Annotated in this window: 24 protein-coding genes and 1 tRNA gene; 17 read left to right on the forward strand and 8 right to left on the reverse strand. The window is 66.7% G+C overall.

The features are described 5' to 3' along the window. The first annotated feature begins 34 nt into the window (after positions 1-34). The gene (pstB, locus tag ARTH_RS01060; RefSeq protein WP_011690076.1) at positions 35-814 is read left to right on the forward strand and encodes a phosphate ABC transporter ATP-binding protein PstB; all 780 of its coding nucleotides are present in this window, start codon (positions 35-37) and stop codon (positions 812-814) included. 7 nt (positions 815-821) lie between these two features. Here pstB and ARTH_RS01065 read toward each other — a convergent pair whose 3' ends face one another. The 3 genes from ARTH_RS01065 to ARTH_RS01075 form a co-directional block, all read right to left on the reverse strand. Continuing rightward, positions 822-1,838, reverse strand: coding sequence for an inorganic phosphate transporter (locus ARTH_RS01065; RefSeq protein WP_011690077.1), 1,017 nt, complete (start codon positions 1,836-1,838; stop codon positions 822-824). 1 nt (position 1,839) lies between these two features. Then, positions 1,840-2,457 carry a DUF47 domain-containing protein gene (locus ARTH_RS01070; protein WP_043429229.1) on the reverse strand — a complete coding sequence of 206 codons (618 nt, stop codon included), beginning with the start codon at positions 2,455-2,457 and terminating at the stop codon, positions 1,840-1,842. Positions 2,458-2,820: 363 nt separating this feature from the next. Continuing rightward, positions 2,821-3,480, reverse strand: coding sequence for a hypothetical protein (locus tag ARTH_RS01075; RefSeq protein ID WP_011690079.1), 660 nt, complete (start codon positions 3,478-3,480; stop codon positions 2,821-2,823). Positions 3,481-3,721: 241 nt separating this feature from the next. On the opposite strand from ARTH_RS01075, the gene ARTH_RS01080 reads away from it, so the two are divergent. Together ARTH_RS01080 and arsA are read left to right on the forward strand one after the other, a co-directional pair. Next, positions 3,722-3,794 (forward strand) — tRNA-Lys (locus ARTH_RS01080). 117 nt (positions 3,795-3,911) lie between these two features. Further along, positions 3,912-5,675 carry an arsenical pump-driving ATPase gene (gene arsA, locus ARTH_RS01085; protein ID WP_043429230.1) on the forward strand — a complete coding sequence of 588 codons (1,764 nt, stop codon included), beginning with the start codon at positions 3,912-3,914 and terminating at the stop codon, positions 5,673-5,675. Between the two features lie 48 nt (positions 5,676-5,723). On the opposite strand, the gene ARTH_RS01090 is transcribed toward arsA, so the two are convergent. Further along, a complete protein-coding gene (locus ARTH_RS01090) occupies positions 5,724-5,957 on the reverse strand; it encodes a CATRA conflict system CASPASE/TPR repeat-associated protein (protein ID WP_011690081.1) in 234 nt (77 codons plus the stop codon). A 72-nt stretch (positions 5,958-6,029) separates the two neighbouring features. Continuing rightward, positions 6,030-6,380, reverse strand: a complete 351-nt coding sequence (locus ARTH_RS01095; RefSeq protein ID WP_043429231.1) for an ArsR/SmtB family transcription factor — start codon at positions 6,378-6,380, stop codon at positions 6,030-6,032. A 107-nt stretch (positions 6,381-6,487) separates the two neighbouring features. Between ARTH_RS01095 and arsB the strand changes: the two genes are divergently transcribed. The 6 genes from arsB to ARTH_RS01125 all read left to right on the forward strand — a co-directional run bounded on the left by arsB (position 6,488) and on the right by ARTH_RS01125 (position 12,234). Then, a complete protein-coding gene (arsB, locus tag ARTH_RS01100; RefSeq protein ID WP_011690083.1) occupies positions 6,488-7,585 on the forward strand; it encodes an ACR3 family arsenite efflux transporter in 1,098 nt (365 codons plus the stop codon). A gap of 26 nt (positions 7,586-7,611) precedes the next feature. After that, positions 7,612-8,034 carry an arsenate reductase ArsC gene (locus ARTH_RS01105; RefSeq protein WP_011690084.1) on the forward strand — a complete coding sequence of 141 codons (423 nt, stop codon included), beginning with the start codon at positions 7,612-7,614 and terminating at the stop codon, positions 8,032-8,034. 37 nt (positions 8,035-8,071) lie between these two features. Continuing rightward, positions 8,072-9,049: a thioredoxin-disulfide reductase gene (gene trxB, locus ARTH_RS01110; protein WP_043430195.1), complete on the forward strand. Its 978-nt coding sequence runs from the start codon at positions 8,072-8,074 to the stop codon at positions 9,047-9,049. A gap of 93 nt (positions 9,050-9,142) precedes the next feature. Next, positions 9,143-10,528 carry an FAD-dependent oxidoreductase gene (locus ARTH_RS01115; protein WP_011690086.1) on the forward strand — a complete coding sequence of 462 codons (1,386 nt, stop codon included), beginning with the start codon at positions 9,143-9,145 and terminating at the stop codon, positions 10,526-10,528. 45 nt (positions 10,529-10,573) lie between these two features. Then, positions 10,574-11,020: an arsenate-mycothiol transferase ArsC gene (locus ARTH_RS01120; RefSeq protein WP_011690087.1), complete on the forward strand. Its 447-nt coding sequence runs from the start codon at positions 10,574-10,576 to the stop codon at positions 11,018-11,020. Between the two features lie 2 nt (positions 11,021-11,022). Next, on the forward strand, positions 11,023-12,234 hold the full coding sequence (locus ARTH_RS01125; protein WP_011690088.1) for an MFS transporter: 1,212 nt from the start codon (positions 11,023-11,025) through the stop codon (positions 12,232-12,234). A gap of 20 nt (positions 12,235-12,254) precedes the next feature. Here the strand turns inward: ARTH_RS01125 and ARTH_RS01130 are convergent, their stop codons facing one another. After that, on the reverse strand, positions 12,255-13,058 hold the full coding sequence (locus ARTH_RS01130; RefSeq protein ID WP_011690089.1) for a dioxygenase family protein: 804 nt from the start codon (positions 13,056-13,058) through the stop codon (positions 12,255-12,257). Between the two features lie 171 nt (positions 13,059-13,229). Here ARTH_RS01130 and ARTH_RS01135 point away from each other — a divergent pair, with 171 nt between their 5' ends. The 6 genes from ARTH_RS01135 to araA all read left to right on the forward strand — a co-directional run bounded on the left by ARTH_RS01135 (position 13,230) and on the right by araA (position 20,201). Then, positions 13,230-14,255 carry a LacI family DNA-binding transcriptional regulator gene (locus ARTH_RS01135; protein WP_043430200.1) on the forward strand — a complete coding sequence of 342 codons (1,026 nt, stop codon included), beginning with the start codon at positions 13,230-13,232 and terminating at the stop codon, positions 14,253-14,255. 159 nt (positions 14,256-14,414) lie between these two features. Then, complete coding sequence (locus tag ARTH_RS01140; protein WP_011690091.1) at positions 14,415-15,248, forward strand: DUF4397 domain-containing protein; 834 nt, start codon at positions 14,415-14,417, stop codon at positions 15,246-15,248. Positions 15,249-15,363: 115 nt separating this feature from the next. Further along, a complete protein-coding gene (locus ARTH_RS01145; RefSeq protein ID WP_011690092.1) occupies positions 15,364-16,080 on the forward strand; it encodes a class F sortase in 717 nt (238 codons plus the stop codon). A 116-nt stretch (positions 16,081-16,196) separates the two neighbouring features. Continuing rightward, positions 16,197-17,954 carry a ribulokinase gene (gene araB, locus ARTH_RS01150; protein WP_011690093.1) on the forward strand — a complete coding sequence of 586 codons (1,758 nt, stop codon included), beginning with the start codon at positions 16,197-16,199 and terminating at the stop codon, positions 17,952-17,954. Beyond that, entirely contained in the window at positions 17,951-18,631 is a 681-nt protein-coding gene (locus tag ARTH_RS01155) for an L-ribulose-5-phosphate 4-epimerase (RefSeq protein ID WP_011690094.1), read from the forward strand. Before araB ends, ARTH_RS01155 begins: the two co-directional genes overlap by 4 nt. 34 nt (positions 18,632-18,665) lie before the next feature. Then, positions 18,666-20,201 (forward strand): L-arabinose isomerase, encoded by a 1,536-nt coding sequence (gene araA / locus ARTH_RS01160; protein WP_011690095.1) that lies wholly within the window; start codon positions 18,666-18,668, stop codon positions 20,199-20,201. A gap of 30 nt (positions 20,202-20,231) precedes the next feature. Here the strand turns inward: araA and ARTH_RS01165 are convergent, their stop codons facing one another. Further along, positions 20,232-21,329, reverse strand: coding sequence for a S1C family serine protease (locus ARTH_RS01165; RefSeq protein WP_011690096.1), 1,098 nt, complete (start codon positions 21,327-21,329; stop codon positions 20,232-20,234). A 182-nt stretch (positions 21,330-21,511) separates the two neighbouring features. On the opposite strand from ARTH_RS01165, the gene arfA reads away from it, so the two are divergent. Continuing rightward, positions 21,512-23,059 carry an arabinosylfuranosidase ArfA gene (gene arfA / locus ARTH_RS01170; protein WP_011690097.1) on the forward strand — a complete coding sequence of 516 codons (1,548 nt, stop codon included), beginning with the start codon at positions 21,512-21,514 and terminating at the stop codon, positions 23,057-23,059. On the opposite strand, the gene ARTH_RS01175 is transcribed toward arfA, so the two are convergent. After that, complete coding sequence (locus ARTH_RS01175) at positions 23,056-24,054, reverse strand: family 43 glycosylhydrolase (protein WP_011690098.1); 999 nt, start codon at positions 24,052-24,054, stop codon at positions 23,056-23,058. The genes arfA and ARTH_RS01175 overlap by 4 nt on opposite strands. 150 nt (positions 24,055-24,204) lie before the next feature. Between ARTH_RS01175 and ARTH_RS01180 the strand changes: the two genes are divergently transcribed. Beyond that, positions 24,205-25,209 carry a LacI family DNA-binding transcriptional regulator gene (locus ARTH_RS01180; RefSeq protein ID WP_011690099.1) on the forward strand — a complete coding sequence of 335 codons (1,005 nt, stop codon included), beginning with the start codon at positions 24,205-24,207 and terminating at the stop codon, positions 25,207-25,209. Positions 25,210-25,256 lie beyond the last annotated feature (47 nt).

Here is a 25,256-nt window from a genome sequence, read left to right on the forward strand (position 1 = left end):
AATTCAATTCGTATCCAGCAAGTGAAGGAATACCATGTCTAAGCGCATCGACGTCAAGGATTTGAACGTCTACTACGGCAAGTTCCTGGCCGTTGAGGACGTCAACATCAACATCGAAGCCAAGTCCGTCACGGCATTCATCGGCCCGTCCGGCTGTGGCAAGTCCACGTTCCTGCGGACGCTGAACCGCATGCACGAAGTGATTCCGGGCGCCCGGGTTGAAGGCGAAGTGCTGCTGGACGGAGACAACCTCTACGGACCGGGCGTGGACCCCGTGACCGTCCGCTCGCAGATCGGCATGGTGTTCCAGCGGCCCAACCCGTTCCCCACCATGTCCATCCGGGACAACGTCCTGGCCGGGGTGAAGCTGAACAACCAGAAGATCTCCAAGGGCGAGGCCGACGCCCTCGTGGAGCGCTCCCTGCAGGGTGCCAACCTGTGGAACGAGGTGAAGGACCGCCTGGCGAAGCCGGGGTCGGGCCTTTCCGGCGGCCAGCAGCAGCGCCTGTGCATTGCGCGCGCCATTGCCGTGGAACCGCAGGTCATCCTGATGGACGAGCCCTGCTCCGCCCTGGACCCCATTTCCACGCTGGCCATTGAGGACCTCATCAACGACCTTAAAGACCAGTACACGGTGGTCATCGTCACGCACAACATGCAGCAGGCCGCGCGCGTCTCGGACCGGACCGCGTTCTTCAACATCGCGGGAACCGGCAAGCCGGGCAAGCTGATCGAGGTGGGAGACACCCACACCATCTTCAGCAACCCCACCCAGAAGGCCACGGAGGACTACGTCTCCGGCCGCTTCGGATAAGCGAAACCTAAAGCTCCGTCAGGGGTGAGAGCGAAAGCTCCAGCACGAAGGCGGCAGCCGCCGTCAGCACGGGTGTGAGGACCCAAAACGCCAGGATCCGGAGGACCAGTTTGCGGTTGGTCACCGGGAACCCCTGGTTACTCCCGGCACCCAGCACGGCGGCCGTCACTGTGTGCGTAGTGGAAATGGGCCACTGCAGCCCGATGGCCCCGAGCAGCAGGATCACGGAGCTGTACAGCTGGGCCACGAAGCCCCGGAGCGGATCGATCCGGGTGAGCTTGTAGCCGATGGTGTAGGAAATGCGCCAGCCTCCGGCCAGGGTTCCGGCCGCCAGCATTGCCGCGGTAAGCAACGGCACCCAGCCGGGAATGCCGCCGCCGTCGGACAGCCCGGCGGCGAGGAGCGCCAGAAGCAGCACCGCCCCGGTCCGTTGTCCGTCCTGGAGGCCGTGGCCGAAGGCCACTGCTCCGGCAGCAATGGCCTGGGCGCGGCGCGACCGGCTGTTGACTACGCTGGGCGGCGTGTAGCGGGCCGCCCACGTGGCCGGCCACACCAACAGGTATGCGCCCACAAACGCTATGACCGGGGACACCAAAAGGGGCAGGACTACCTGGAACAAGAGAGAGTTGTTCACCCCGTCCACGGCATTGCCGCCCACCAGCACGCTGGCCAGGCCTGCGCCGGCCAGCCCACCTACCAGTGCGTGCGTGGACGAGGAGGGAATACCGCGCCACCAGGTGTAAATGCCCCAGGCCACGGCGCTGAGCAGGCCGGCAATGAGGATGGTCAGGCCGTTTTCCCCTGGCGGCAGCGAGATCCAGGTTCTGCTCACTTGCAGCGCCAGGAGCCCGCTGAGTCCCGCGCCGACGAAGTTGAAGAGGGCGGCAAGCAGGACGGCCACCGTGGGGGTCAGCGCCCGGGTCCGTACGGCCAGGGCCACGGACGTTGACGCGTCCCTGAAACCGTTCAGGAACGCGAATGCGGCGGCAAACAGCACCACCACGGTGAAGAAGAACAGGGTCACGTCAGGATTCCTTGACGATGATGCTGCCTACCTGGGTGGCGATCCGCCGCATGTCCTTGGTGACTTCCACCAGCTGGTTGGCAATGTCCCGGTTCCGGGCGTATTGGGCCCATTTCATGTCCTTGATCATGTCCGCAACCCACACCCGGTGGGTCCGTTCCGCCCGCTTGGCCAGGCGGAGGATCTCGATCCAGTAATCCTCGAGGTCGTCCAGGTTGTTGAGCTGCCGCATGGCATCCACGGTGAGCTCGGCCTGCCGGCTGATGATCTCGAGTTGGTCCGCCGCGCGCCTGGGGAGGCGTTCGAGCTTGTACAGGGCCACCAGTTCCGCAGCGGCGTCCAGCTTCTCCATGGCCTCGTTGAGGTAGCGGGAGAGGGCGTACATGTCCTCGCGGGGGAGCGGATTCACGAAGCTGGTGCGCATGTGGGTGAGCAGCGCGAAGTGCAGTTCCGCGGATTTGGCTTCGTGATCGTGCATGTCTTCGACCAGGCGGTTGTGCTCGGTGGCCGGGACGCCGAGGATTTCGGCCAGCGTCGCGGTGGCGAGGACGATCTGGCGGGCCATCTGCGAGAGCAGGTGCAGCCCTGCGGGCTCCTGCGGAAAGAGGCGGAGCTTCACCTTCGGGTTCCGGTGAAGGCAGGGAGCGGCAGGGAATGTGGCCCGCGGGCCATGTGACTTGACGTTGACCCGCACATGGGGATTACTTTACCGGCAGATCCACGCGGGCATAAAAGTGGTGCCGAACCGGATACGCCTCTCGGCGGTAGGCCGCTCTAGGCGGCTAAATGTTGAAGCCCGGGGGTTTCGCGGTTCGGCACCGGTTTCAGTTTTCTACTTTGGCTGAACCAAGTCAACATTGACAGCCGGGCCCCTCCGTGCGTAACAGTGGCGGAGTTGCGCAGCGGGCGCTGCCGCACGGATGCCTCGCGGCGCGCCCCGGCCCGGTTCACCCCAGACCGGCGCGCCCCGGTCCGGTTCGCCTCAGTCCAGTTCGCCCAGCCGCCAGGCGTTTGCCGCGTGCTCCAGGTCCTCGGCGGTCTTCACCAGGAGGTGGGAATTGCGGGTCAGCTTGCTGGCGTGGTTCTCGTTGCTGTGCTCGGCGCCGTCGGCCAGGGTGGCCTGGCCCAGGGCAACCACCCGGCAGAACGCGGCGGAGCGTTCCAGCGCGACGTCGAACTCGCCGTCGAACGCTCCGGAAAGGATGGCATCCGCCATTGTCTTCATTTCGTCCGCCCCCGGCGGTTCGGCAGCGCCGGCCACCACATTGGAAACCTGCGCCGTGTCCTTGCCGGCCTTGAAGTACACGGAGATCCGCTCCGGGTCCTGGATGGTGGCGGCCCGCAGCGCGTAGAGCCGCCAGAGCGCGCCGGGCAGTGACCTTGCCGGGCTTTCCGCCCACATTTCGGCAATGGCTTCCAGGCCTTGCTCGTCCGCCAGCTTGACCAGGCGCTTGGTCACCTTGGGATCGTCGCTGTCGCGGCCGTGGCGCACCAGCGCCTGGGCGGCAAGGTGCGCAGCCTCGGAGACCCGGGCAGGGTCTGCGCCGCCCGCGAACGGCTCAAAGTCGATGGGCGCAAAAGGCTTGGGCTTGTGATGCCGGTTTGCACCGCCGTAGGGCTTGGATCCAGCTTGCTCGCTCATGCCCCCACGCTACTCCTGTGCTGTTCTGTTATCGAGCTTGCCGCCGGGCTGCTTAAGGAGTATTGGGGACGCCTTTGCGGCCATTGTTGATGTTCGGTTCTCACCGTTGACGCACGACGGCGACGCGCGCCGTTGTGTCAAAGCTGCCCCCTGCGTGGGGTACAGTATTTAACGTCCAGAAATGGACTGGGCTGATAGTTCGCTGACGTACGCATTTGCGCATAATCACGGCAGTCAGCTGGGGCCTTTAGCTCAGTTGGTAGAGCATCGGACTTTTAATCCGTGGGTCGTGGGTTCGATCCCCACAGGGCCCACTCTTTTAGCGAAGAGTGGAAAACCTCCGGCTTCCTGGTGACAGGAGGCCGGAGGTTTTTTGTTGCCAGGAGGTGGCCGCCCTTACGTCCATCGACCATCGTCGATATGCTGGGCGGGTGAAGTTTCTCCAGAACGCACCCCGCTTCCTGTTTTTCACCGGGAAGGGCGGTGTGGGCAAGACCTCCGTGGCGTGTGCAACAGCGCTCACCCTTGCCAGGGCCGGCCGGAAGGTCTTGCTGGTCAGCACCGACCCCGCGTCCAATGTGGGACAGGTCTTCGGCGTGACCATCGGGAACACCGTCACTGCCATCCAGGATGTACCAGGTCTCTCTGCGCTGGAAATAGACCCTGAACAGGCCGTCGAAGCCTACCGGGAACGGATCATAGCCCCCGTCCGCGGACTGCTGCCCGAGACTGAATTGGCTGGCATCGCGGAGAGTCTCTCAGGTTCCTGCACCACGGAGATCGCCTCGTTCGACGAATTCACGAACCTGCTCGCCGACGACAGCTCGTACAGGGAGTATGACCACATCGTTTTCGATACCGCCCCGACGGGCCACACGATCCGGCTGTTACAGCTGCCTGGCTCGTGGACGGATTTCCTGGCGGCAGGCAAGGGGGACCCGTCCTGCCTCGGACCCCTGTCAGGACTTGAGAAGCACAAGCAGGTATATGCAAAGGCGGTCCAGGCCCTCACGGACCCGGCGAAGACCCGGCTTGTGCTGGTCAGCCGTGCGCAAACATCGTCGCTGGGCGAGATCGAGCGGACGTATCTGGAGCTCAACCAGATCGGGATCGGCAGCGGTTACGTCGTCGTCAACGGCGTCCTGCCCGACGCGGCAGGGGAGGAGGCCCTGGCGCAGGCCCTGCGCGCCCGGGAGGCTGCTGCCATGGAGGCCATTCCCGATGCGGTCGCCGGCCTGCCCCGCGATGTCCTGGACCTGAAGCCGGGCAACATGGTCGGCATTCCGGCCCTTGAATCCCTGTTCGCGCCTACTTCCGGCGCCCCCATCACTGACGACGCCGCGCTGGTTCCCGAGATTGAGGATGCCCCGCTGGCTGCCCTGGTGAACGAAGTCGAGCTCGACGGGCACGGCCTCGTGATGTGCATGGGCAAGGGCGGAGTCGGGAAGACCACTGTCGCTGCTGCTATTGCGGTCGCCCTGGCCAAACGCGGGCATGCGGTCCACCTCACCACGACCGATCCCGCGGCCCACCTGACGGAGACGCTCCATGGTTCCATCCCGGGCTTGAAGGTTTCCCGCATCGATCCGGAAGCGGCCATCCAGGAATATCGCATCCATGTGATGGAGACCAAGGGCCGGAACCTGGACGATGACGGACGCGCCGCGCTGGCCGAGGACCTGATGTCCCCGTGCACGGACGAGGTGGCTGTGTTCAGGCAGTTCTCCAGGGTGGTCCAAGAGTCCCGCCGACACTTCGTGGTGATCGACACGGCACCCACCGGACACACCCTGCTGCTCTTGGACGCCACCGGTTCGTACCACCGGGAGATTGCCCGCCAGGTCGGCGACACCATGGGATTCGTGACGCCCCTCATGCGGCTGCAGGACCCGGCCCAGACCAAGGTTGTCCTCGTTACCCTGGCCGAAACAACGCCGGTACTGGAAGCCGAGGAGTTGAAGAGTGACCTGGAACGGGCCGGAATTCATCCATGGGCCTGGGTGATCAACAACTCGATCGCAGCCGCGCACCCGCAGACGCCGTTCCTGCGGGCCCGCGCCGCGAGCGAAATTGAACAAATCACAAAGGTGCACACCCTGACGGACCGGGTAGCGCTCATTCCGTTGCTGCCCGAGGAACCCATCGGCGAGGAGAAGCTGTCTGCCTTGACCGTCCTCAGCTCCCTGCCGGCCTGAGGCGGGGCCCGAAGACGCTTGCGCGGCGGGGCCCGAAGACGCTGCTGGCTAGCCGTCCAGGCGCTGGGCCAGCAGTGCTTCGATGTCCCGGGCGGTGGCCTCAAGCCTGGCGATCGTGTCCCGTTGGATGCCCCGCAGGTATTCGGCATCGGACTCGCCATCCTGCACCCAGTTCTCGTCGCCCGGTGAGTCCATCGCCTGGCGGGTGTTGGCGGTGGCCGTCCTGACGTTCTCCAGCATCGCGCGCAGCCGGTCCTCGGTGGCGGTGGTCTCGTTATCCATAAGTGTTCTCCCTGGTTGCAGTCCTTGTGGCGGCCTTCGCCCGGACAGTGGCACCCGGCGCCGGACTGTGGGTCACAGGGACGCCAGGAGGCCGGCCGTCTGCTCCATGGCGCCGGGAACGATGGAGTAGTAGGCCCAGGTGCCGCGCTTTTCCCGGTGCAGCAGGCCGGCATCGACCAGGATCTTAAGGTGATGCGACACGGTGGGCTGCCCCAGGTCCAGGGGTTCGGTGAGATCGCAGACGCAGGCCTCCCCGGACCCGCCACTCTTGACGATGGACAGCAGCCGCAATCTGTTGGGATCGGAGAGGGCCTTGAACACGAGGGCCTTGCGCCGTGCATCCTCAGCGCTGAGGACGGGCCGACCGGACGGCGCGCAGCAGGCCTCGTCGAGGGCCGGCTCAACAGTTTGCAGAGAATTCATGGGTCTATTATGCACACAGATTGACATTCATCGATATAGTTGGGAATACTTCATATCGACAACCATCAATCTTTCGTAGAGCCCCATAAACGCAGCACAGGAGTCCCGTGAGCACCCAGACCGTCTCTTCGCCCACTCGTGAAGGCGAGGCTGCCGTCGTTGGCAAACTCTCCACCCTGGACCGGTTCCTGCCGGTGTGGATCATCGCTGCCATGGTCCTGGGCCTGTTCCTCGGCAGTTTCGTTCCCGGCCTGAACACTGCACTTGAAGCAGTCAAGGTGGGCGAAGTTTCGCTGCCGATCGCCATCGGGCTGCTGGTGATGATGTACCCGGTGCTCGCGAAAGTCCGCTACGACCAGGCGCACCGCGTGGTCGGTGACCGGAAGCTGATGATCACCTCGCTGGTGCTGAACTGGCTTCTCGCCCCGGCGTTCATGTTTGCCCTGGCCTGGATCTTCATCCCGGATCTGCCCGACTACCGTACCGGCCTGATCATCGTGGGCCTGGCCCGCTGCATCGCCATGGTGATGATCTGGAACGACCTCGCCTGCGGGGACCGCGAAGCCGCCGCCGTGCTGGTGGCCATCAATTCCGTCTTCCAGGTCATCGCGTTCGGCGCGCTGGGCTGGTTCTACCTGCAGTTGCTGCCGGGCTGGCTGGGCCTGCCCACCACCAGCGCGGACTTCTCCTTCTGGGCCATCACCGCTTCCGTCCTGGTCTTCCTGGGGATCCCGCTGCTGGCCGGCTTCCTCACCCGCACAATCGGCGAAAAGGCCAAAGGCCGCGCCTGGTACGAAGGAACCTTCCTGCCGAAGCTCGGACCGTGGGCGCTGTACGGGCTGCTGTTCACCATCACGCTGCTCTTCGCCCTGCAGGGCGGGACCATCACCTCCCGCCCGCTGGACGTCGTCCGGATCGCCCTGCCCCTGCTGGTCTACTTCCTGGTGGTCTTCGGCGCCGGCATGCTGATCGGAAGGTGGCTGGACCTGGGCTACGCCAAAACCACCACACTGGCCTTCACTGCCGCGGGCAACAACTTCGAGCTCGCCATCGCAGTGGCGATCGGCACTTTCGGTGTCACGTCGGGGCAGGCGCTGGCCGGCGTCGTCGGACCCTTGATCGAAGTCCCCGTCCTTGTTGCACTGGTTTACGTGGCCCTCTGGGCCCGGAAACGCCACTTCATCACCAGCCCCCTTTCCATCTGACCCCAAGAACCTTCAGGAGAACCCCGATGAGCACCGAAACCGCCAAGAAACCCTCCGTCCTGTTCGTCTGCGTCCACAACGCCGGCCGCTCCCAGATGGCCGCAGCCTTCCTCACCACCCTGTCCAAGGGCGCCATCGAGGTCCGCTCCGCCGGCTCCCAGCCCGCGGACAAGGTCAACCCGGCCGCCGTGGCGGCCATGGCCGAACTCGGCATCGACATGTCCGCCGAAATCCCCAAGGTCCTCACCACCGAGGCCGTCAAGGAATCCGACGTCGTCATCACCATGGGCTGCGGCGACACCTGCCCGATCTTCCCCGGCAAGCGCTATGAAGACTGGGAACTCGAAGATCCGGCCGGCCAGGGCGTGGACGCCGTCCGCCCCATCCGGGACGACATCAAGGCCCGCATCGAGGACCTCATCGCTTCCCTTACCCCCGCCGCCAAGTAACCGCCAGAAACCTAGGAGACCTTCCGTGAGTACCGAAGTGAGCACCGAACAGCTGATCATCATCGGATCCGGCCCCGCCGGCTACACGGCTGCGATCTACGCCGCGCGCGCCGGCCTGAAGCCCCTGGTCCTGGCCGGCTCGGTAACGGCCGGCGGCGCCCTGATGAACACCACCGAAGTGGAGAACTTCCCGGGTTTCCCCGCGGGCGTCCAGGGTCCCGAGCTGATGGACGGACTCCAGGAGCAGGCGCAGCGGTTCGGCGCGCAGGTGGTGTTCGACGACGTCACGGAAGTGGTGCTGACCGGACACCTCAAGCGCGTGGTCACCGGCACCGGAGACATCCACGAGGCACCCGCCGTCATCCTCGCCACCGGCTCCGCCTACAAAGAGCTGGGCCTGCCCGAGGAGAAAAAGCTCAGTGGCCACGGTGTCTCCTGGTGCGCCACCTGCGATGGCTTCTTCTTCCGCGACCAGGACATCATCGTTGTCGGCGGCGGGGACTCCGCCATGGAGGAAGCCACCTTCCTGACCCGCTTCGCGCGGACCGTCACCGTGGTGGTCCGCAAGGGCGAACTCCGCGCCTCCCGCATCATGGCGCAGCGCGCCAAGGACAACCCGAAGATCAGTTTCGCCTGGAACTCCGCAGTCACCGCCATCCACGGCGATCCCAAGGTCACCGGCGTCACCCTGACCGACACGCGGACCGGAGAAACCCGCGAACAGCCCGCAACGGGCATCTTCGTGGCGATCGGACACGTGCCGCGCACCGAACTCGTCGAGGGCCAGGTCGACCTGGATGCCGAGGGCTATATCAAGGTGGACTCGCCCACCACGGTCACCAACCTCTCCGGCGTCTTCGCCTGCGGGGACGCCGTGGACCACCGCTACCGCCAGGCAATCACCGCTGCAGGCACCGGGTGCGCCGCCGCCCTCGACGCCGAACGCTACCTCGCCGCACTGGATGATGCGGACAGCATCGCGACCGCCCTGGTCGAAGAACCAACCCACGCCTAGTAGTTCACAGTCCCTCCGCCGCCTGCCGGTCCCACAAGGACCGGCAAGCCCCCGCACCGAACCGCCACCCCGCCGGATGAATCAGAGGACACCATGGATGTAACAACCACCCTTCCCGTAGCTGTCGTTGGAGCCGGGCCCATCGGCCTTGCCGCGGCAGCACACCTGATAGAACGCGGCCTGGAGCCGCTGATCCTTGAGGCGGGCGCAACCCCTGCCTCCGCCATCGAGCAGTGGCGCCACATCCGGCTGTTCTCACCATGGCAGTACAACACCGATGCAGCAGCCGTCCGCCTGCTCGCCCGGTCAGGCTGGGAAGCCCCGGAGCCGACGGCACTGCCTACCGGCGGTGAACTCATCGACCACTACCTCACTCCCTTGGCTGAACTTCCCGCCATCGCGTCCCGCCTGCACGCCGGCGCCCGCGTCGTGGCAGTGACCCGGCACGGCATGGACAAAACCCACAGCCGTGACCGCGACACCACACCTTTCGTGGTCCGGGTGGAACACGCCGACGGCGAAGTCCGCGACTACCGGGCTGCTGCCGTCATCGACGCCTCCGGCACCTGGTCCACCCGCAACCCGCTCGGCACCTCCGGACTGCCCGCCCCCGGCGAGGCTGACGCGGCTGCCCGTATCTCCTCTCCGCTGCCTGACGTGCTGGGCCGTGACCGGGGAGCCTTTGCCGCGCGCACCGCCGTCGTCGTCGGCGCCGGCCACTCGGCCGCCAACACCCTGATCAATCTCTCCGAGCTCGCGGCCCAGGTGCCCGGGACGAAAATCGTGTGGGCCATCCGCGGCTCCTCCGCTGCCAAGGTCTACGGCGGCGGCGACGCTGACGGCCTTGCCGCCCGCGGCCAGCTCGGCAGCCGGCTCCGCGGCCTCGTCGACTCCGGCGCCGTGGAACTCCACACCGGGTTCGGGATCGCATACCTCACAGCAGCCGACGGCGCCGTCACCCTGACCTCAACGGACGGCCGCACCCTCGACGCCGACATCGTGGTTCCCGCCACCGGCTTCCGCCCGGACCTGGGCATCCTCCGTGAGCTCCGGCTGGAACTCGACCCCGGCGTGGAAGCCCCGCGTGAGCTCGGCCCGCTGATCGACCCCGAGTTCCACTCCTGCGGCACAGTCGAACCCCATGGCGCCCGGATGCTGGCCCACCCGGAGGCCGATTTCTACATTGTCGGCATGAAGTCCTACGGCCGGGCCCCGACCTTCCTGCTGGCCACCGGCTATGAGCAAGTACGTTCCGTCGCCGCGGCCTTGGCAGGGGACCGGCAGGCGGCCGACACCGTCCAGCTCGAGCTGCCCGAAACCGGTGTCTGCTCCTCCGATATCGGCACCAGTTGCGACATCCCCGCGGCCACGCCCGGAGGTTTTGTGGCCGAAACCTCCGGCGGCTGCTGCGGAACACCCCAGCCGGTCCTCGTCGGATTCCCCACTGGCCTGGCCCACGGCCGCTCCGGCGGCAACTGATCTCCTTCGGACGCTTTCGTCAACTGACCACACTGGAGTAATGACATGACCGACCACACTGAACACCGCCCTGGCCTGCAGGACAAAACGCCCAGCGTCCTGTTCGTCTGCAGCAAGAACGGCGGGAAGTCCCAGCTCGCCGCGGGACTGATGAACCAGATCGCCGCCGGGACCGTCACGGTGCACTCTGCCGGGACGAAACCCGGCAAGTCGCTGAACCCGGAGTCCGTGGACGCGCTGGCGGAGCTCGGCATCGACATCACGGGTGAACACCCCAAACCCGTCACCGACGACGTACTGAACGCTGTCGACGTCGTCATCGTCCTGGGCAACGAGGCAAAGGTCGAAGCCCCCGCGGGCAAGCGGCTTGAGGTCTGGGATACGGACGAGCCCTCTGAGCGCGGTATCGCGGGCATGGAACGCATGCGCCTGGTCCGGGATGACATCAGGAGCCGCGTCCGGAAGCTGTATGCGGAGCTCACCGGGAACTGACCGTGCCAGCGCCCGCTCCCACCCGGATCCTCGTCGCGGAGGGTGCACCGCGCGGCGGACTCGCCGCAATGTGCCTCACCCAGACGACCGCATGGGGCGTGCTGTACTACGCCTTGGTCGCGGCAGTCCCGCGCATCAGCGAGGACACCGGCTGGGGCCCGGCAGGCGTGACAGGCGCATTTTCGGCCGGCCTGCTGGTTTCCGCGGTGGCCGGGATCTTCGTCGGCAGGATCCTCGACCGGACGGGGCCGCGCACGCTGATGATCGGCGGGTCCCTCATCGGAGTGCTGGCGCTGGCCATAGTGTCGGTTGCACCGAACCTGCCCGTGTTCTTTGCGGCCTGGCTGGTCGCCGGGGCCGCGCAGGCCGCCGTGCTGTACCAGCCGGCCTTCACGGTGATCAGCCGCTGGTACGGGCCCGCGCGCATGCGGCCGCTGACCGTGTTGACCCTCGTCGCCGGGTTCGCATCCACCATTTTCGCGCCCTTCACCGCAGCCCTGACCGACGCGTTCGGCTGGAGAGGCGCCTTCATCATCCTCGCCGGCACCCTGGGGATCATCACCGTTCCGCTGCACGCCCGCTTCCTGAACCGGGACTGGGCCCCTGCCGCTATCACGCCACCTGCGGCTGAGCGCCGGGACGCGGTGCGCACCGTCAGGCGCAGTGGTGAATTCCTTGGCCTGCAGGCCCTCATGGTCCTGCTGTGCCTGGGTCTTTACACCGTGACGCTGAATGTCATCCCGTTGCTGATCGAAAAAGGAGCCGACTACACCACGGCCGCGCTCGGGCTCGGTCTCGTGGGCGCCGGACAGGTCGGCGGACGTCTGCTCTTCGGCGCCATCCCGCAGGCCGCGCGGCTGCCGGTCATCACCGGTACCGCCACCGGCGCCGCCCTGCTCCTCGCCGTCATGCCCGGGCCGGTGCCCGCACTAATGGCCGCCGGCATGCTCGCGGGCGCGGTCCGAGGGTGCCAGACCCTGCTGCAGGCCACTGTGGTGGCTGACCGGTGGGGAACCCAACATCTTGGCACTTTGCAGGGACTGTTCGCCGCACCGCTCACAGCTGTCACCGCCATCGCCCCTGCCGCCGGACCCGCACTGGCAACCTGGCTGGGAAGTTACACGAACATGGCCTACGCCACGGCTGCCGCCACAGGGACCGCAGCCGTCATTGCCGTCGTCGCCTCACGCCGCCCACGGAGGATCCTTCCCTAAACCCGCCCGGCTAACGCCCGCTATTTCCCCGTCAGCGTCCAGGAGCGCTTGGAGAGGCCGAACCAGAAGCCGTCGATAGCCGTTTTCGCGTTCAGGTCGCCGGACTCGTAGGCGGCACCCAGGGCTACATAAAGCGGTGCCCAGTGCTCGCTGCGCGGATGCGCCTCCAGCGCTGCCGGTGCCTTGTGCAGGAAATCCAGGATGGAATCGACGTCGCCGGCCGCCATGGTTTCCTGGGCCCAGTGGTCGAATTCGCTCGAAGCGGCCGGCGGTGCGGTGTCCGGGCCGCCCGCCGGGTTGAACCAGCGGAGGTTGTGCGTGGTGAAGCCGGATCCGACGATAAGCGTGCCGCGGTCCCGCAGCGGGGCCAGCGTTTTGCCCAGGTTGAACAGCCCCTGCGGATCCAGGGTGGGCATGGACATCTGGAGCACCGGGATATCAGCCTCCGGATACATTTCCACGAGCGGCACGTAGGCGCCGTGGTCCAGGCCGCGTTCCTCGTCGCGTTCCACGTGGTGGCCATGGGTGGAAACGAGCTTCTCCACCTCAGTGGCGAGTTCCACCGCCCGGGGGGCGTCGTAGCTGACGTCGTAGTACTTCTGCGGGAAGCCCCAGAAGTCGTAGACGAGTCCGGGGTTCCGCGTGGTGGCGCTGAGGGTCACCGGGGCGTTTTCCCAGTGTGCGGACACCATCAGGATGTCCGTGGGCCTGCCGAAGGCGCCGGACCAGGCGCTGAGCTCGCTGGTCCACCGCGCGTCGTCGGCGAGGGGAGGGGCGCCGTGGCTCAGGAAGAGAACGGGCGGGCGGTCAAGTGTCTGCGTCATGTCTCCATTCTAGGAGCTTTTACTTGAATCTTCAACCATTAGGTTTTGATCGAATCAGGAAGTGGCCCGGGCTACGGTCGATGATGTTTTGCCCAACACCCAGTTACGAGGAATCCGGCGGACATCTCGAACGTTTCGTGGATGCGCTGCCGGCTCGCGCACAATAGCTTCATGGCCTACAGCAGCGAGCGGCGCCTTCCGCGACTTGAAGATGTAGCGGAACGTGCCGGCGTCTCGCACCAAACCGTATCCCGCGTCATCAACAACCACCCCAACGTGAGCAAGGCGACCAGGGAACGCGTTGAGGCGGCCATTGCCGAACTGGGGTACCGGCGGAACACTGCGGCACGCAGCCTGGTGACGCGGCGTTCGCACACCATAGGCGTCCTGGCCAGCGAGTTGTCGCAGTACGGGCCCGCCAACACGCTGCTCGGCGTGGAGCAGGCCGCCCGCGATGCCGGCTACTTCGTGAGCATCGCGGCCATCCGCGAGGTCGGCGCGGAATCGATCGCGGATGCCGCGCGTCATTTTATGGACCAGGGTGTGGACGGCATCGTGGCCCTGGTGCCGCACGCCGGAACCCTGCAGGCCTTGGAACAGCTGAACCTGGACGTGCCCGTGGTTGTGGTTGGTTCCAGCGGGGCAGGCAGGTTCAGCGGAGCCATGGTGGACCAGAAGATGGGGGCACGGCTCGCCGTCGAGCACCTGATTGAGCGTGGCCACAAGCGCATCGGGCATATCTCCGGGCCCCGGGACTGGATCGATGCCGCCGAGCGGGCCGAAGGCTGGCGGGAGGCCCTCGCGGCAGAGGGGCTGCCTGCCGACCTTCTCGTCGAAGGGGACTGGAGCGCCGGCAGCGGCTACGGCATCGGACAGAAGCTCGCCGTCGAACGCAATGCCACAGCGGTATTCGTAGGGAACGACCAGATGGCGCTGGGCGTCTTGCGCGCCTTCAGCGAAGCCGGCGTGCGAGTGCCCCGGGACGTCTCCGTCGTGGGCTTCGATGACCAGCCCGAGGCGGGCTACTTCACGCCCCCGCTAACCACCGTCCGCCAGGACTTCGAGGAGCTCGGCCGTCGCTGCGTGGACCTGATGCTGAGGCTGCTCGAGGACGGCGCGGCGGCGGGAACAACCGTGGTGGAACCCAGGATCGTGGTGCGTGCAAGCACGGCCCGACCGGATGCCAGTCCCCGCTGACTGCACCCTTCCCGATCACGGGCCGGGCGCTGCATCCTGTCCCCCCGAGAAGACTTTTTGAAGAAATTTATATGCATGTGCATCCAGATTCGATGCTGCGCCGGTAGTTAGGGGTGTAAGCAAAATTGCCCGCCTGCCGGGCCGATGAAGGAGAAGGACATGCGCAGAAGCATTTTCACAGCCGGCGCCGGAGTAGCCGCAATTGCGGCAGCAATCGCCCTCGCCGGCCCGGCCCAGGCGGCCGACGGAGACGCCCGGCTTTCGGTGCTGCACGGCGTTCCCGGGCTCACCGTGGATGTCTGGGTCAACGGCGACCGCACCCTTGACGATTTCGTTCCCGGGACCTTTGCCGGGCCGCTGGCGCTGCCGGCAGGTGCCTATGAAATCGCCATCACTGCCTCGGATGCCGCCGATGCATCGGCTCCTGTCATCGGTCCAGTCACCGTGACGCTCGCCGCGAGCGGGAACTACACGGCCGTGGCCAACCTCGACGCGGCGGGCAAGCCGACGGCGAACTTCTTTACCAACGACGTCTCGCAGATCGCAGCAGGCAAAGGCAAGCTGACCGTCCGGCACGCAGCTGCGGCGCCCGCGGTGGATGTCCTGGCCGGCGGAACAGCTGTCATTTCCAAGCTGGCCAACCCCGGCGAGCAGACACTCAGCCTGGACCCCGCCACCATCTCCGCAGCAGTGGCGGCGACCGGCGCCACCACGCCGCTGATCGGCCCTGCTGACGTCACTGTCGCCGAAGGCACGCACACGATTGTCTACGCCTGGGGCAGCCTGGCGGACAGCAATCTCCAGCTGGCCGTGCAGACCATCGAGGGGCTGCATTCCGCGCCGGGTTCGGTCCCGGGAGCCCGTGACGGCTCGTCCCGGACCTCAGCGGCAGGACCGGCGGTTGTCACGGTGGGGTTCGGTGCTGCAGCCCTGGCGCTGCTCCTCGGCGGCGTGGGTGTAGCCCGCACGATTGCCGCCCGGCGTAAAGGCTAACAAGCGGTCCAGCAGCAGTAGGTCCGGCCGTCCGACGATTGTTGGCGGCCGGGCCGTATTTCTCACCAGCCAACGTTGCAAGCCCTGAAGGTGCTTGCCGCGGGAAGGACCGGTCATGAAACCAGGCACCACGACGGCAGGGGCGTCCCGCCGTCGTTATTCCTTTCTGCGCCGGGCTGCCGCGGGGGCCGCAGCGGCGCTCCTGCTCGCGGCGTGCGCTCCCTCCGAGCCGGTTCCGCAACCCTCGGCGGCAGTGAGGAGCGAAGGTGCTTTGCCGGCCGCGACTCCCTCCCCGCCTGCCGCGGCGCCGGCCGCGTCGCAGAGCCCCGCCCAGAGCAAGGAATCCATTCTGCGGCGGCCGGCCAAGCTGCCGGAATCCGCTGAGGCAGCGCCGGCCCCGATCTCACTCTCTGTCGACGGAACGTCCATCAATATGACAGTGGTACCGGTGGGGGTCTCACCCGATAGGGCCATGGAGATCCCTGAGGCCTTCGACCAGGCCGGGTGGTACAGGTTCGGCCCGGCCCCCGGAGCGGCTGCCGGGACAGCGGTGATCGCCGGGCATGTCGACACAACCTCCGAGCAGGCGCCATTTTCGCAATTGAAGACACTGGCACCGGGAACTGCGGTCCAGGTGGGACGCCGGGGCGCGCCCGCGCTGAACTACCGGGTGGTCAGTGTGGAGCTGATGGCCAAAGACAGCTTTGATGGTGGTTCACTTTTCCGCCGTTACGGTCCGCACGAACTCAAGATCGTCACCTGCGGCGGCAGGTGGCTGCAGGACCGAATGGACTACAGCGACAACGTGATTGTCACCGCGGCCCTTGAGTAAGCGGAGCTGCGGCAGGCCTCCTTCCCTGTTGGCCCTCCCTCTTCTGTTGACTTTCAGTTTGTTAGCGCTAACAATTAGGAGCAACCGCAGAGCGGCGGAAACTATTGGAGGAATTGATGGACGTCATAGCAGACGGTTCCGACAGCTACGTTGTCGGCGTGGACTACGGCACGCTGTCCGGACGGGCCGTGGTGGTCCGCGTTCGGGACGGCAAGGAACTGGGCAGCGGCGTTTTTGAGTACCCGCATGCCGTGGTCACTGAGGCCCTTCCGGCGGATCTGGCGGGCGTAACGGAAGGAGCCGCTGCGCGGCTTCCCGGGGAATGGGCCCTGCAGGTGCCTGATGACTACCGCGAAGTCCTGCGCCGGGCGGTGCCCGCTGCCATAGCCGACGCCGGGATCGATCCCGCCGCCGTGGTGGGCATCGCCACCGACTTCACGGCCTGCACCATGGTCCCGGTCAAGGCCGACGGCACACCGCTGAACGAGCTTCCCGGATTCGCCAACCGCCCGCATGCCTACGTCAAGCTGTGGCGCCACCATGCCGCCCAGCCGCAGGCGGACCGCATCAACGCCCTGGCCGCCGCCCGCGAAGAAAGCTGGCTGCCGCGCTATGGCGGGCTCATCTCCTCAGAATGGGAGTTCGCCAAAGGGCTCCAGCTGCTGGAGGAGGACCCGGGAGCATACGCCGCAATGGACCACTGGGTGGAGGCCGCCGACTGGATAGTCTGGCAACTGTGCGGCAACTACGTCCGCAACGCCTGCACCGCCGGGTACAAGGGCATCTACCAGGACGGTGGCTACCCGTCCGAAGAATTCCTGTCCGCACTGAACCCGGACTTCAAGGATTTTGTCAGTTCCAAGCTGGAGCACACCATTGGCCGGCTCGGCGACGCCGCAGGCAGGCTGACGGCCGAGGCCGCGGCCTGGACCGGGCTGCCGGAAGGCATCGCCGTGGCCGTGGGCAATGTGGACGCGCACGTCACGGCCCCGGCGGCGAAGGCCGTGGAGCCCGGTCAGCTGGTGGCCATCATGGGCACTTCCACCTGCCACGTCATGAACGGCGCCGAGCTGCGGGAAGTCCCGGGCATGTGCGGTGTGGTGGACGGCGGGATCGTGGACGGGCTGTGGGGCTACGAAGCGGGCCAAAGCGGTGTGGGCGACATCTTTGGCTGGTTCACCAGCAACGGCGTCCCGCCCGAGTACCACCGGGCTGCCGCCGAACAGGGCCTGGGCATCCACGAATACCTGACGGACCTGGCATCCCGCCAGGCCATCGGCGAACACGGGCTCATCGCCCTGGACTGGCACTCCGGGAACCGCTCCGTGCTGGTGGACCACGAACTGTCCGGCGTTGTGGTGGGCCAGACCCTCGCCACCCGGCCTGAAGACACCTACCGCGCGCTGCTGGAAGCCACGGCCTTCGGCACGCGCACCATTGTGGAGGCATTCCGCGACTCGGGAGTTCCGGTCAAGGAGTTCATCGTGGCCGGCGGCCTGCTGAAGAACAAGCTGCTCATGCAGATCTACGCAGACATCACCGGACTGCCGCTTTCCACCATCGGGTCCGCCCAGGGGCCGGCGCTGGGCTCGGCGATCCACGCCGCCGTCGCGGCAGGTGAATTCCCGGACATCCGCGCCGCAGCCGCCGCCATGGGCTCAGAGCCCGGCGGGGTCTATATTCCGGTTCCGGAAAATGTTGCCGCCTACGAGGAACTCTTCCGCGAGTACCGCGCGCTGCACGACTACTTCGGCCGCGGCACCAACAGCGTGATGCACCGCCTCAAGGCGATCCAGCGTGGGGCCAGGCCGTCGTTTGCCGCCGCCGCTGAGGCGACCTCCATCGAAGCAGCAGGAGAGGAGGTGCCGGCATGAGCAGTCTCCTGGAAACCATTGCGCAGGTGCGGCGCGAGGTGTGCGAACTGCATGCCGAGCTGACCCGCTATGAACTGGTGGTGTGGACAGCCGGCAACGTCTCCGCCCGTGTTCCCGGACAGGACCTGATGGTCATCAAACCGTCCGGAGTCTCGTATGCAGACCTCACCCCCGAGAGCATGGTTGTCACCGACCTTTACGGCGCCCCGGCGGACGGGGAGTGGGGCAATCCGCCGTTCTCGCCGTCGTCGGACACTGCGGCGCATGCATACGTCTACCGGCATATGCCGGAAGTGGGCGGCGTGGTGCACACGCACTCCACCTACGCTACGGCGTGGGCGGCCCGCGGAGAGGCCATTCCTTGCGTGCTGACCATGATGAGCGACGAATTCGGCGGCAGCATCCCGGTGGGTCCGTTCGCGCTGATTGGCGACGACTCGATCGGCCAGGGAATCGTGGAGACGCTGCGGAACTCCACATCGCCGGCGGTCCTGATGCAGAACCACGGCCCGTTCACCATCGGCAAGGACGCCCGGTCCGCGGTGAAGGCCGCCGTGATGTGTGAGGAAGTGGCGCGCACCGTCCACATCTCCCGGCAGCTGGGCGAACCGCTCAGCATCGACCAGGCAAGCATCGATTCCCTCTATGCCCGCTACCAGAACGTATACGGCCAGTAGCGCCGGCCACCCACACTTCTTCAGGAGAGCCCCCATGAGCAACCCCAATTACACATCCGCCAACGGAACATCGCTCAGCCAGTACGAGGTCTGGTTCCTCACCGGCAGCCAGCACCTGTACGGCGAGGACGTCCTCAAACAGGTCGCAGCGCAGTCGCAGGAGATTGCCGACGCGTTGAACGGATCCTCAGACGTTCCGGTCAAGGTGGTCTGGAAGCCCGTCCTTACGGATTCGGACGCCATCCGCCGCACCGCGCTGGAAGCCAATGCCGACGATTCCGTGATCGGCGTGACGGCATGGATGCACACGTTCAGCCCGGCCAAGATGTGGATCCAGGGCCTGGACCTGCTGCGTAAACCGTTGTTGCACCTGCACACCCAGGCCAACGTTGAGCTGCCTTGGGCGGACATCGACTTCGACTTCATGAACCTCAACCAGGCCGCCCACGGCGACCGCGAATTCGGCTACATCCAGTCCCGCCTGGGCATCCCCCGCAAGACCGTGGTGGGCCACGTGTCCAACCCGGAGGTCACCCGGCAAGTGGGCGTCTGGCAGCGCGCGTCCGCCGGCTGGGCCGCCGTCCGCACTCTGAAACTGACCCGCTTCGGCGACAACATGCGCAACGTGGCCGTCACCGAAGGCGACAAGACCGAGGCCGAGCTCCGCTTCGGCGTCTCTGTGAACACCTGGTCCGTGAATGAGCTCGCCGACGCCGTGCACGGCGCCGCGGAGTCCGACGTCGACGCGCTCGTTGCGGAGTACGAGCGCCTCTACGAAGTGGTCCCCGAGTTGAAGGCCGGGGGAGCGCGGCACGAATCGCTGCGCTACAGCGCCCGGATCGAACTGGGCCTGCGCAGTTTCCTCGAGGCCAACGGCTCGGCCGCGTTCACCACCTCCTTCGAGGACCTGGGTGAACTGCGCCAGCTGCCCGGCATGGCCGTGCAGCGGCTGATGGCGGACGGCTACGGCTTCGGCGCCGAGGGCGACTGGAAGACCGCCATCCTGGTCCGCGCCGCCAAAGTGATGGGCTCTGGCCTGCCCGGCGGTGCATCACTAATGGAGGACTACACCTACCACCTCGCCCCCGGCCAGGAAAAGATCCTGGGCGCGCACATGCTGGAGGTCTGCCCGTCGCTGACCGCCACCAAGCCGCGCGTCGAGATCCACCCGCTGGGCATCGGCGGCAAGGAAGACCCCGTCCGCATGGTCTTTGACACCGACGCCGGCCCTGGCGTTGTAGTGGCGCTGTCCGACATGCGCGACCGCTTCCGCCTCGTGGCGAACGCCGTTGACGTCGTGGACCTGGACGAGCCCCTGCCCAACCTCCCGGTGGCGCGTGCGCTGTGGTCTCCGAAGCCGGACTTCGCGACCTCCGCCGCGGCCTGGCTGACTGCCGGCGCGGCCCACCACACGGTGCTCTCCACCCAGGTGGGCATGGACGTGTTCGAGGACTTCGCCGAGATCGCGAAGACCGAGCTCCTCACCATCGACGAGGGCACCACCATCAGGCAGTTCAAGAAGGAACTGAACTGGAACGCCGCCTACTACAGGCTGGCCGGCGGGCTCTAAGGGGTTCAGCTCAGCCCCTCGGCTGTCCGCTCAGCCCCCCGAGGCGGGGCGGGCAGCGAGGGTGACCTTGGCTTCCTTGGCTTCCGTGCCCCGGCGGTAGCCGACGTTAACGGTCTGGTCCGGGTTCTTGCCGCGGAGTTCGGCGAGCAGGTCCTCGGGTGAGGCCAGTTCCTTGCCGTCCAAGGAGACAAGGACGTCCCCGGGCCGGATGCCCGCACGGTCCGCGGGGCCGCCGTCCACCACCGAGAGCACCAGGGCGCCGCGGGTGTTTTCCAGTCCCAGCGTGTCTGCGATCTGCGAGGTGATCTCGCCCGGGCGGAGTCCGATGAAGGCGTGGTCCGCTGTCCCGTCCTCGCGCAGCTGCCCGGCTACCCGGACGGCGGTCGCCGCGGGGATCGCGAAGCCCAGCGCCACCGCCCCGGACTGCGGCGGGATGTACGCCTCGCTGATGCCGATCACCTCGCCCCGGGAATTCACCACCGCGCCGCCGGAGTTCCCGGGGCTGATGGCCGCATCAGTCTGGATCAGGTCCACCAGCGACTGGCTGCTGGCCGCCGACCCCGGGATCTCGCGGTGCAAACCGGAGATGATGCCCGCCGTCGCCGTGTTTTCGAAACCCAGCGGAGAGCCGATCACGATTGCCAGTTCGCCCACCCGGGGGAGTTCGGACTGGAACTTTGCGGCAGGAAGCCCTGTGCGCTTCGCCTCCACGAGGGCCAGGTCCGAAATGGCATCCGTGGCCTTGACTGTGCCTGCAACCCGTTGGCCGTCGGCAAAGGCGATCTCCACCTCGGTGTTGCCCCGCACCACATGCTCGTTGGTGAGGATCAGTCCCTCCGCCGCGAAGACCACGCCGCTGCCCAGTCCGCCGTGGGTGAGCACCGTGACAACGGACGGCTGGACGTTCTCCACGATGGACGGGATGTCCGCGGCAGCCTGCGGGGTGCCCGGCCGGGTAGCGGGGGCTGTCCCGGAGGAGCCTGTAGCAGGGGATCCTGCAGCTGAGGAGGACGCAGGGGCCGGGCGCTGGTCCGCCCCCGTGCATCCGGTCACGGCGGAGCCCAGGATTGCCAAGAGGGCCAGGGCTGCGCCGGCCCGGACGCCGGTCCCGGCTCGCGCTGAGATCATCGGACTCCCTTTCGCTGGCCTGGTTTTTAGAGGCGCCGGCCTCACAGATCTTTGCCCTTAAAAAGTAGCCCGCCGTTCCCTAAGGGCCATAGGTCCGGAAGTCCCCTCTTGACGTCCTGATGTTGAACGCTAACAATGGTTTTCTATAACGTTGTAGAAAATATGAAAACGAGGATGCCTACGTGAGCACTACCGAATCCGCCGCAGGCCGGATAACCGCCAAGATCACCCTGGACGCGGCCTTCACCGTAGGGCCGGTCCGGCGCCGCACCTTCGGCGCTTTTGTGGAGCACCTGGGACGCTGCGTCTACACCGGCATCTTCGAGCCGGGCCACCCGAAGGCCGACGGGGACGGCTTCCGGACGGACGTCCTGGAACTTACCCGCGAGCTGGGCGTGTCCACGGTGCGCTATCCGGGCGGGAACTTTGTCTCCGGCTACCGCTGGGAGGACGGCGTGGGGCCGGTGGAGGAGCGGCCGGCGCGGCTTGATCTGGCATGGCACTCCACCGATCCCAACCACGTTGGCGTGGACGAGTTCGCCAAGTGGTCCGCCAAGGCCGGCGTCGAGCCGATGATGGCCGTGAACCTGGGAACCCGGGGGACCCAGGAGGCCCTGGACCTGCTGGAGTACTGCAATATCGACGGCGGCACGGCCTTTTCCGACCAGCGCCGGGCCAACGGGGCCGAAAACGGCTACGGCATCAAAATGTGGTGCCTGGGCAACGAGATGGACGGCTTCTGGCAGATCGGCCACAAGAACGCAATGGAATACGGCCGGCTCGCTGCCGACACCGCCCGCGCCATGCGGATGGTGGAGCCGGACCTGGAACTGGTGGCCTGCGGCAGCTCCGCGCCCACCATGGCCACTTTCGGTGAGTGGGAGCGCGTGGTCCTGACCGAAACCTACGAACTCGTGGACCTGATCTCCGCCCACCAGTATTTCGAGGACTTCGGCGACCTGCAGGAACACCTCTCCTCGGGCCACCGGATGGAGGCGTTCATCAAGGACATCGTGGCGCACATCGACCACGTGAAGTCGGTCAAGAAGTCCGCTAAACAGGTGAACATCTCCTTCGACGAGTGGAACGTCTGGCACATGAGCCGCGACGAATCCAAGACGCCCGCCGGCAAGGACTGGCCCGTGGCCCCCGTGCTGCTCGAGGACCGCTACACCGTGGCGGACGCCGTGGTTGTGGGCGACCTCCTCATCACGCTGCTCCGCAACACCGACCGCGTCCACTCAGCCAGCCTGGCGCAGCTGGTCAACGTCATCGCCCCGATCATGACAGAGCCCGGCGGCCGCGCCTGGAAGCAGACCACCTTCCACCCGTTCGCCCTGACGTCGGAGCACGCCAAGGGCACGGTGCTGCAGCTCGCCGTCGAGTCCCCGCGGCTCAGCGGCGGCAAGACCGCGGACTTTGCCGCGCTGTCCGCCGTGGCCACCTTCGACGCCGCCGCCGGGGAAGCCGTGGTGTTTGCCGTGAACCGCTCGGCCACTGACTCAATCACGTTGAGCGCCGCCGTCGCCGGGCTGGGCAACGCGAAGGTCATCGAGTCGGTCACGTACGCCAACAAGGACCCGTACTGGCAGGCCACGGCGGACGACTCCACCTCGGTGCTGCCCGGCCAAAACGTCAGCGTAAAGCTCGACGGCGGCCGTCTCACCGCGGAGCTCCCCGCCGTCTCCTGGAGCATGATCCGCCTGGCCGTCGACGGGGCGGGCAGCTAGTCCTCGAGCAGTGCCGGGTCGAGGTGAACGGGGGCGTCCAGGTCGCGTGTGCAGACCAGGACGTCCCCTTCCACATGCAGCCGTGCAGCGTGGATGCTGGTGCGCTGCTCCCGGACAGCCCGGGCCGGATCCGCCAGGCCATTGGCCATCTCGGTGTCCTGCCAGTCCGGATGAGTGAAGTAGAAGATGTAGGCGTGATCGCCCTGCGTGACCACATCCGCGTGCCGCCCGTAGGTGGCGTCGTCCGCGCCGGCGCCCGGAGCGTCCAGGATGAGGCCGCCGCCGGCTTCCTGCCGGGTCCAGGACAGGCCGTCGGCCGAGCGGTGCACGGCCTGGCCGCGCCATTCGTCCACCACCATCCAGTACCAGCCGCCCAGCCGGAAAACGTTGGGACCTTCGTGGGCGGGCAGCCCGATCACCTGGCCCTCGGCCCGCCAGCGACCGTCAGCTTCTTCCGGGGCTCCTTCCCGGACCGCCGACCAGGTGGTGGAGCCGTCCACTTCGTCTTTGAACCAGAGGCGCGGACGGCCGTCCGCGACTACCGCGAACGCCGCATCGATGACGTTCTCGGAGCCGACGTCCACCCGGCTTTCGAACGTCCACTGCTCCAGGTCTGGACTGGTGAAATGCACAAGCCGACGCCTGGTCTGCTCGGCCCAGGTGCCCGGAGCGCCCGCGCCCCAGGTCAGGAACATGTGATATCCGCCGTCGTGCCACACGACTTCCGGGGCCCAGTGCGTGTTCAATCCGGGGGAGTCTTCCGGATCGAGCCCCTCCACCACGCCGCGGTACTGCCAGGTTGCTCCGGCGTCGGTGGAGACGGCAATTCCGATCCGGGTGCCGGTGATCCAGTCAACGCCGCCTGTGGCGAGTGTGGCGCGGCGGGCCGTGTAGTACATCCACCACTCGCCCGTGCCGCGACGGTGGATGACGGTGGGATCGGCGGCGCCGTCAAACACCGGGCAGCGGAAGAGGGGGGATGCGGCAGGCGGCATGGCTGATCCTTCGGGACTTGCGGGCGGCGGGCCGGTTCGGATGCTGCGGCCAGGCCCAATTCTATAACGTTGTATAGTGCCTGGACAGGGCAAAAACCGTGCCGGTCTGCAACGATGTAGCTGAAAGTGTTGCCGGGAAGGGAATCACCTGTGGCTGTGACCATGAATGACGTTGCGCGCGCCGCCGGCGTCTCGTTGAAGACCGTGTCCAATGTGCTCAACGATTACGAGTTCATCCGGCCGGCCACCAGGCAAAAAGTGCTGGATGCCATCGCGGAACTGGGCTACGAAGCCAACCTGACGGCGCGAAGCCTGCGCTCCGGGAAGACCCGCATGCTGGGGCTGGTGCTGTCCGACCTCTCCATCCCGTATTACGCGGAACTCGCGTCCCGGCTGATGACCGTTGCGGCCGCCCGCGGCTACCGCGTCCTGGTGGAGCAGTCCGGGGCCACCGCCGCGAACGAGCTGAGTGCGCTCAAGGGTCCGTTCCGCCAGCTCACGGACGGTCTGCTGTTCACCCCGCTGACCCTTGATGCCGGAACCGTCGCCGCGCACCGGGGCGCCAAACCGGTTGTCATGCTGGGGGAGCACATCGCGGATCCGCGGTTCGACCTCGTGACCATGAAGAACGCCGAAGCCGCAGCGGCGATCACCGGCCATCTCCTCGCAAGGGGCCGGCGCCGCATCGCCGTCCTGGGTGCCTCGGCAGGAGACACAACGGACAGTCCCGGCCTGCGCCTGAACGGCTACCGGCAGGCATTGGATGCTGCGGGAGTGGACTTCGATCCCGCGCTGGTGGTGCAGTGCGACTGGCGGCGCGACGGCGGTGCCTCCGCAGTAGGCGGCCTGCTCGGCAGCGGCGTCCGGTTCGACGCCGTTTTTGGCCTGAATGACGCCATCGCGCTGGGCGCACTGCACGAGCTCCTGATCCGCGGCATCAGCGTGCCGGACGACGTCGCAGTGGCAGGCTTCGACGACATCGATGAGGCCCGTTTCGCGTCGCCGTCCCTCACGACGGTGTCGCCCGGCATGGCGGAAATCGCCGAGCGTTCCGTCGCACTGCTCGTCGACAGGATCGAAGGCGTGGAGCCTGCCGCGGAGGGCCTCCGGGTCGAGGCCGGTTTCGAGCTGAAGATCCGGGACTCGGCCCCCTAGATCGGAGCTGAGCCGGAACCCGGCACGTAACGTACGGCTAATTAGGG

The sequence above is a fragment of the Arthrobacter sp. FB24 genome (assembly GCF_000196235.1).
GTDB lineage: Bacteria > Actinomycetota > Actinomycetes > Actinomycetales > Micrococcaceae > Arthrobacter.

Excerpts from the sequence above, each read along its gene's own strand:
- ARTH_RS01145 (WP_011690092.1), top strand. The coding sequence starts at position 15,364 with ATGAAACCAGGCACCACGACGGCAGGGGCGTCCCGCCGTCGTTATTCC.
- ARTH_RS01095 (WP_043429231.1), bottom strand. The coding sequence starts at position 6,380 with ATGAATTCTCTGCAAACTGTTGAGCCGGCCCTCGACGAGGCCTGCTGC.
- ARTH_RS01140 (WP_011690091.1), top strand. The coding sequence starts at position 14,415 with ATGCGCAGAAGCATTTTCACAGCCGGCGCCGGAGTAGCCGCAATTGCG.
- ARTH_RS01120 (WP_011690087.1), top strand. The coding sequence starts at position 10,574 with ATGACCGACCACACTGAACACCGCCCTGGCCTGCAGGACAAAACGCCC.
- ARTH_RS01165 (WP_011690096.1), bottom strand. The coding sequence starts at position 21,329 with ATGATCTCAGCGCGAGCCGGGACCGGCGTCCGGGCCGGCGCAGCCCTG.
- ARTH_RS01135 (WP_043430200.1), top strand. The coding sequence starts at position 13,230 with ATGGCCTACAGCAGCGAGCGGCGCCTTCCGCGACTTGAAGATGTAGCG.
- ARTH_RS01115 (WP_011690086.1), top strand. The coding sequence starts at position 9,143 with ATGGATGTAACAACCACCCTTCCCGTAGCTGTCGTTGGAGCCGGGCCC.
- araA (WP_011690095.1), top strand. The coding sequence starts at position 18,666 with ATGAGCAACCCCAATTACACATCCGCCAACGGAACATCGCTCAGCCAG.
- araB (WP_011690093.1), top strand. The coding sequence starts at position 16,197 with ATGGACGTCATAGCAGACGGTTCCGACAGCTACGTTGTCGGCGTGGAC.
- ARTH_RS01075 (WP_011690079.1), bottom strand. The coding sequence starts at position 3,480 with ATGAGCGAGCAAGCTGGATCCAAGCCCTACGGCGGTGCAAACCGGCAT.
- ARTH_RS01155 (WP_011690094.1), top strand. The coding sequence starts at position 17,951 with ATGAGCAGTCTCCTGGAAACCATTGCGCAGGTGCGGCGCGAGGTGTGC.
- pstB (WP_011690076.1), top strand. The coding sequence starts at position 35 with ATGTCTAAGCGCATCGACGTCAAGGATTTGAACGTCTACTACGGCAAG.
- ARTH_RS01130 (WP_011690089.1), bottom strand. The coding sequence starts at position 13,058 with ATGACGCAGACACTTGACCGCCCGCCCGTTCTCTTCCTGAGCCACGGC.
- ARTH_RS01090 (WP_011690081.1), bottom strand. The coding sequence starts at position 5,957 with ATGGATAACGAGACCACCGCCACCGAGGACCGGCTGCGCGCGATGCTG.
- ARTH_RS01105 (WP_011690084.1), top strand. The coding sequence starts at position 7,612 with ATGAGCACCGAAACCGCCAAGAAACCCTCCGTCCTGTTCGTCTGCGTC.
- ARTH_RS01175 (WP_011690098.1), bottom strand. The coding sequence starts at position 24,054 with ATGCCGCCTGCCGCATCCCCCCTCTTCCGCTGCCCGGTGTTTGACGGC.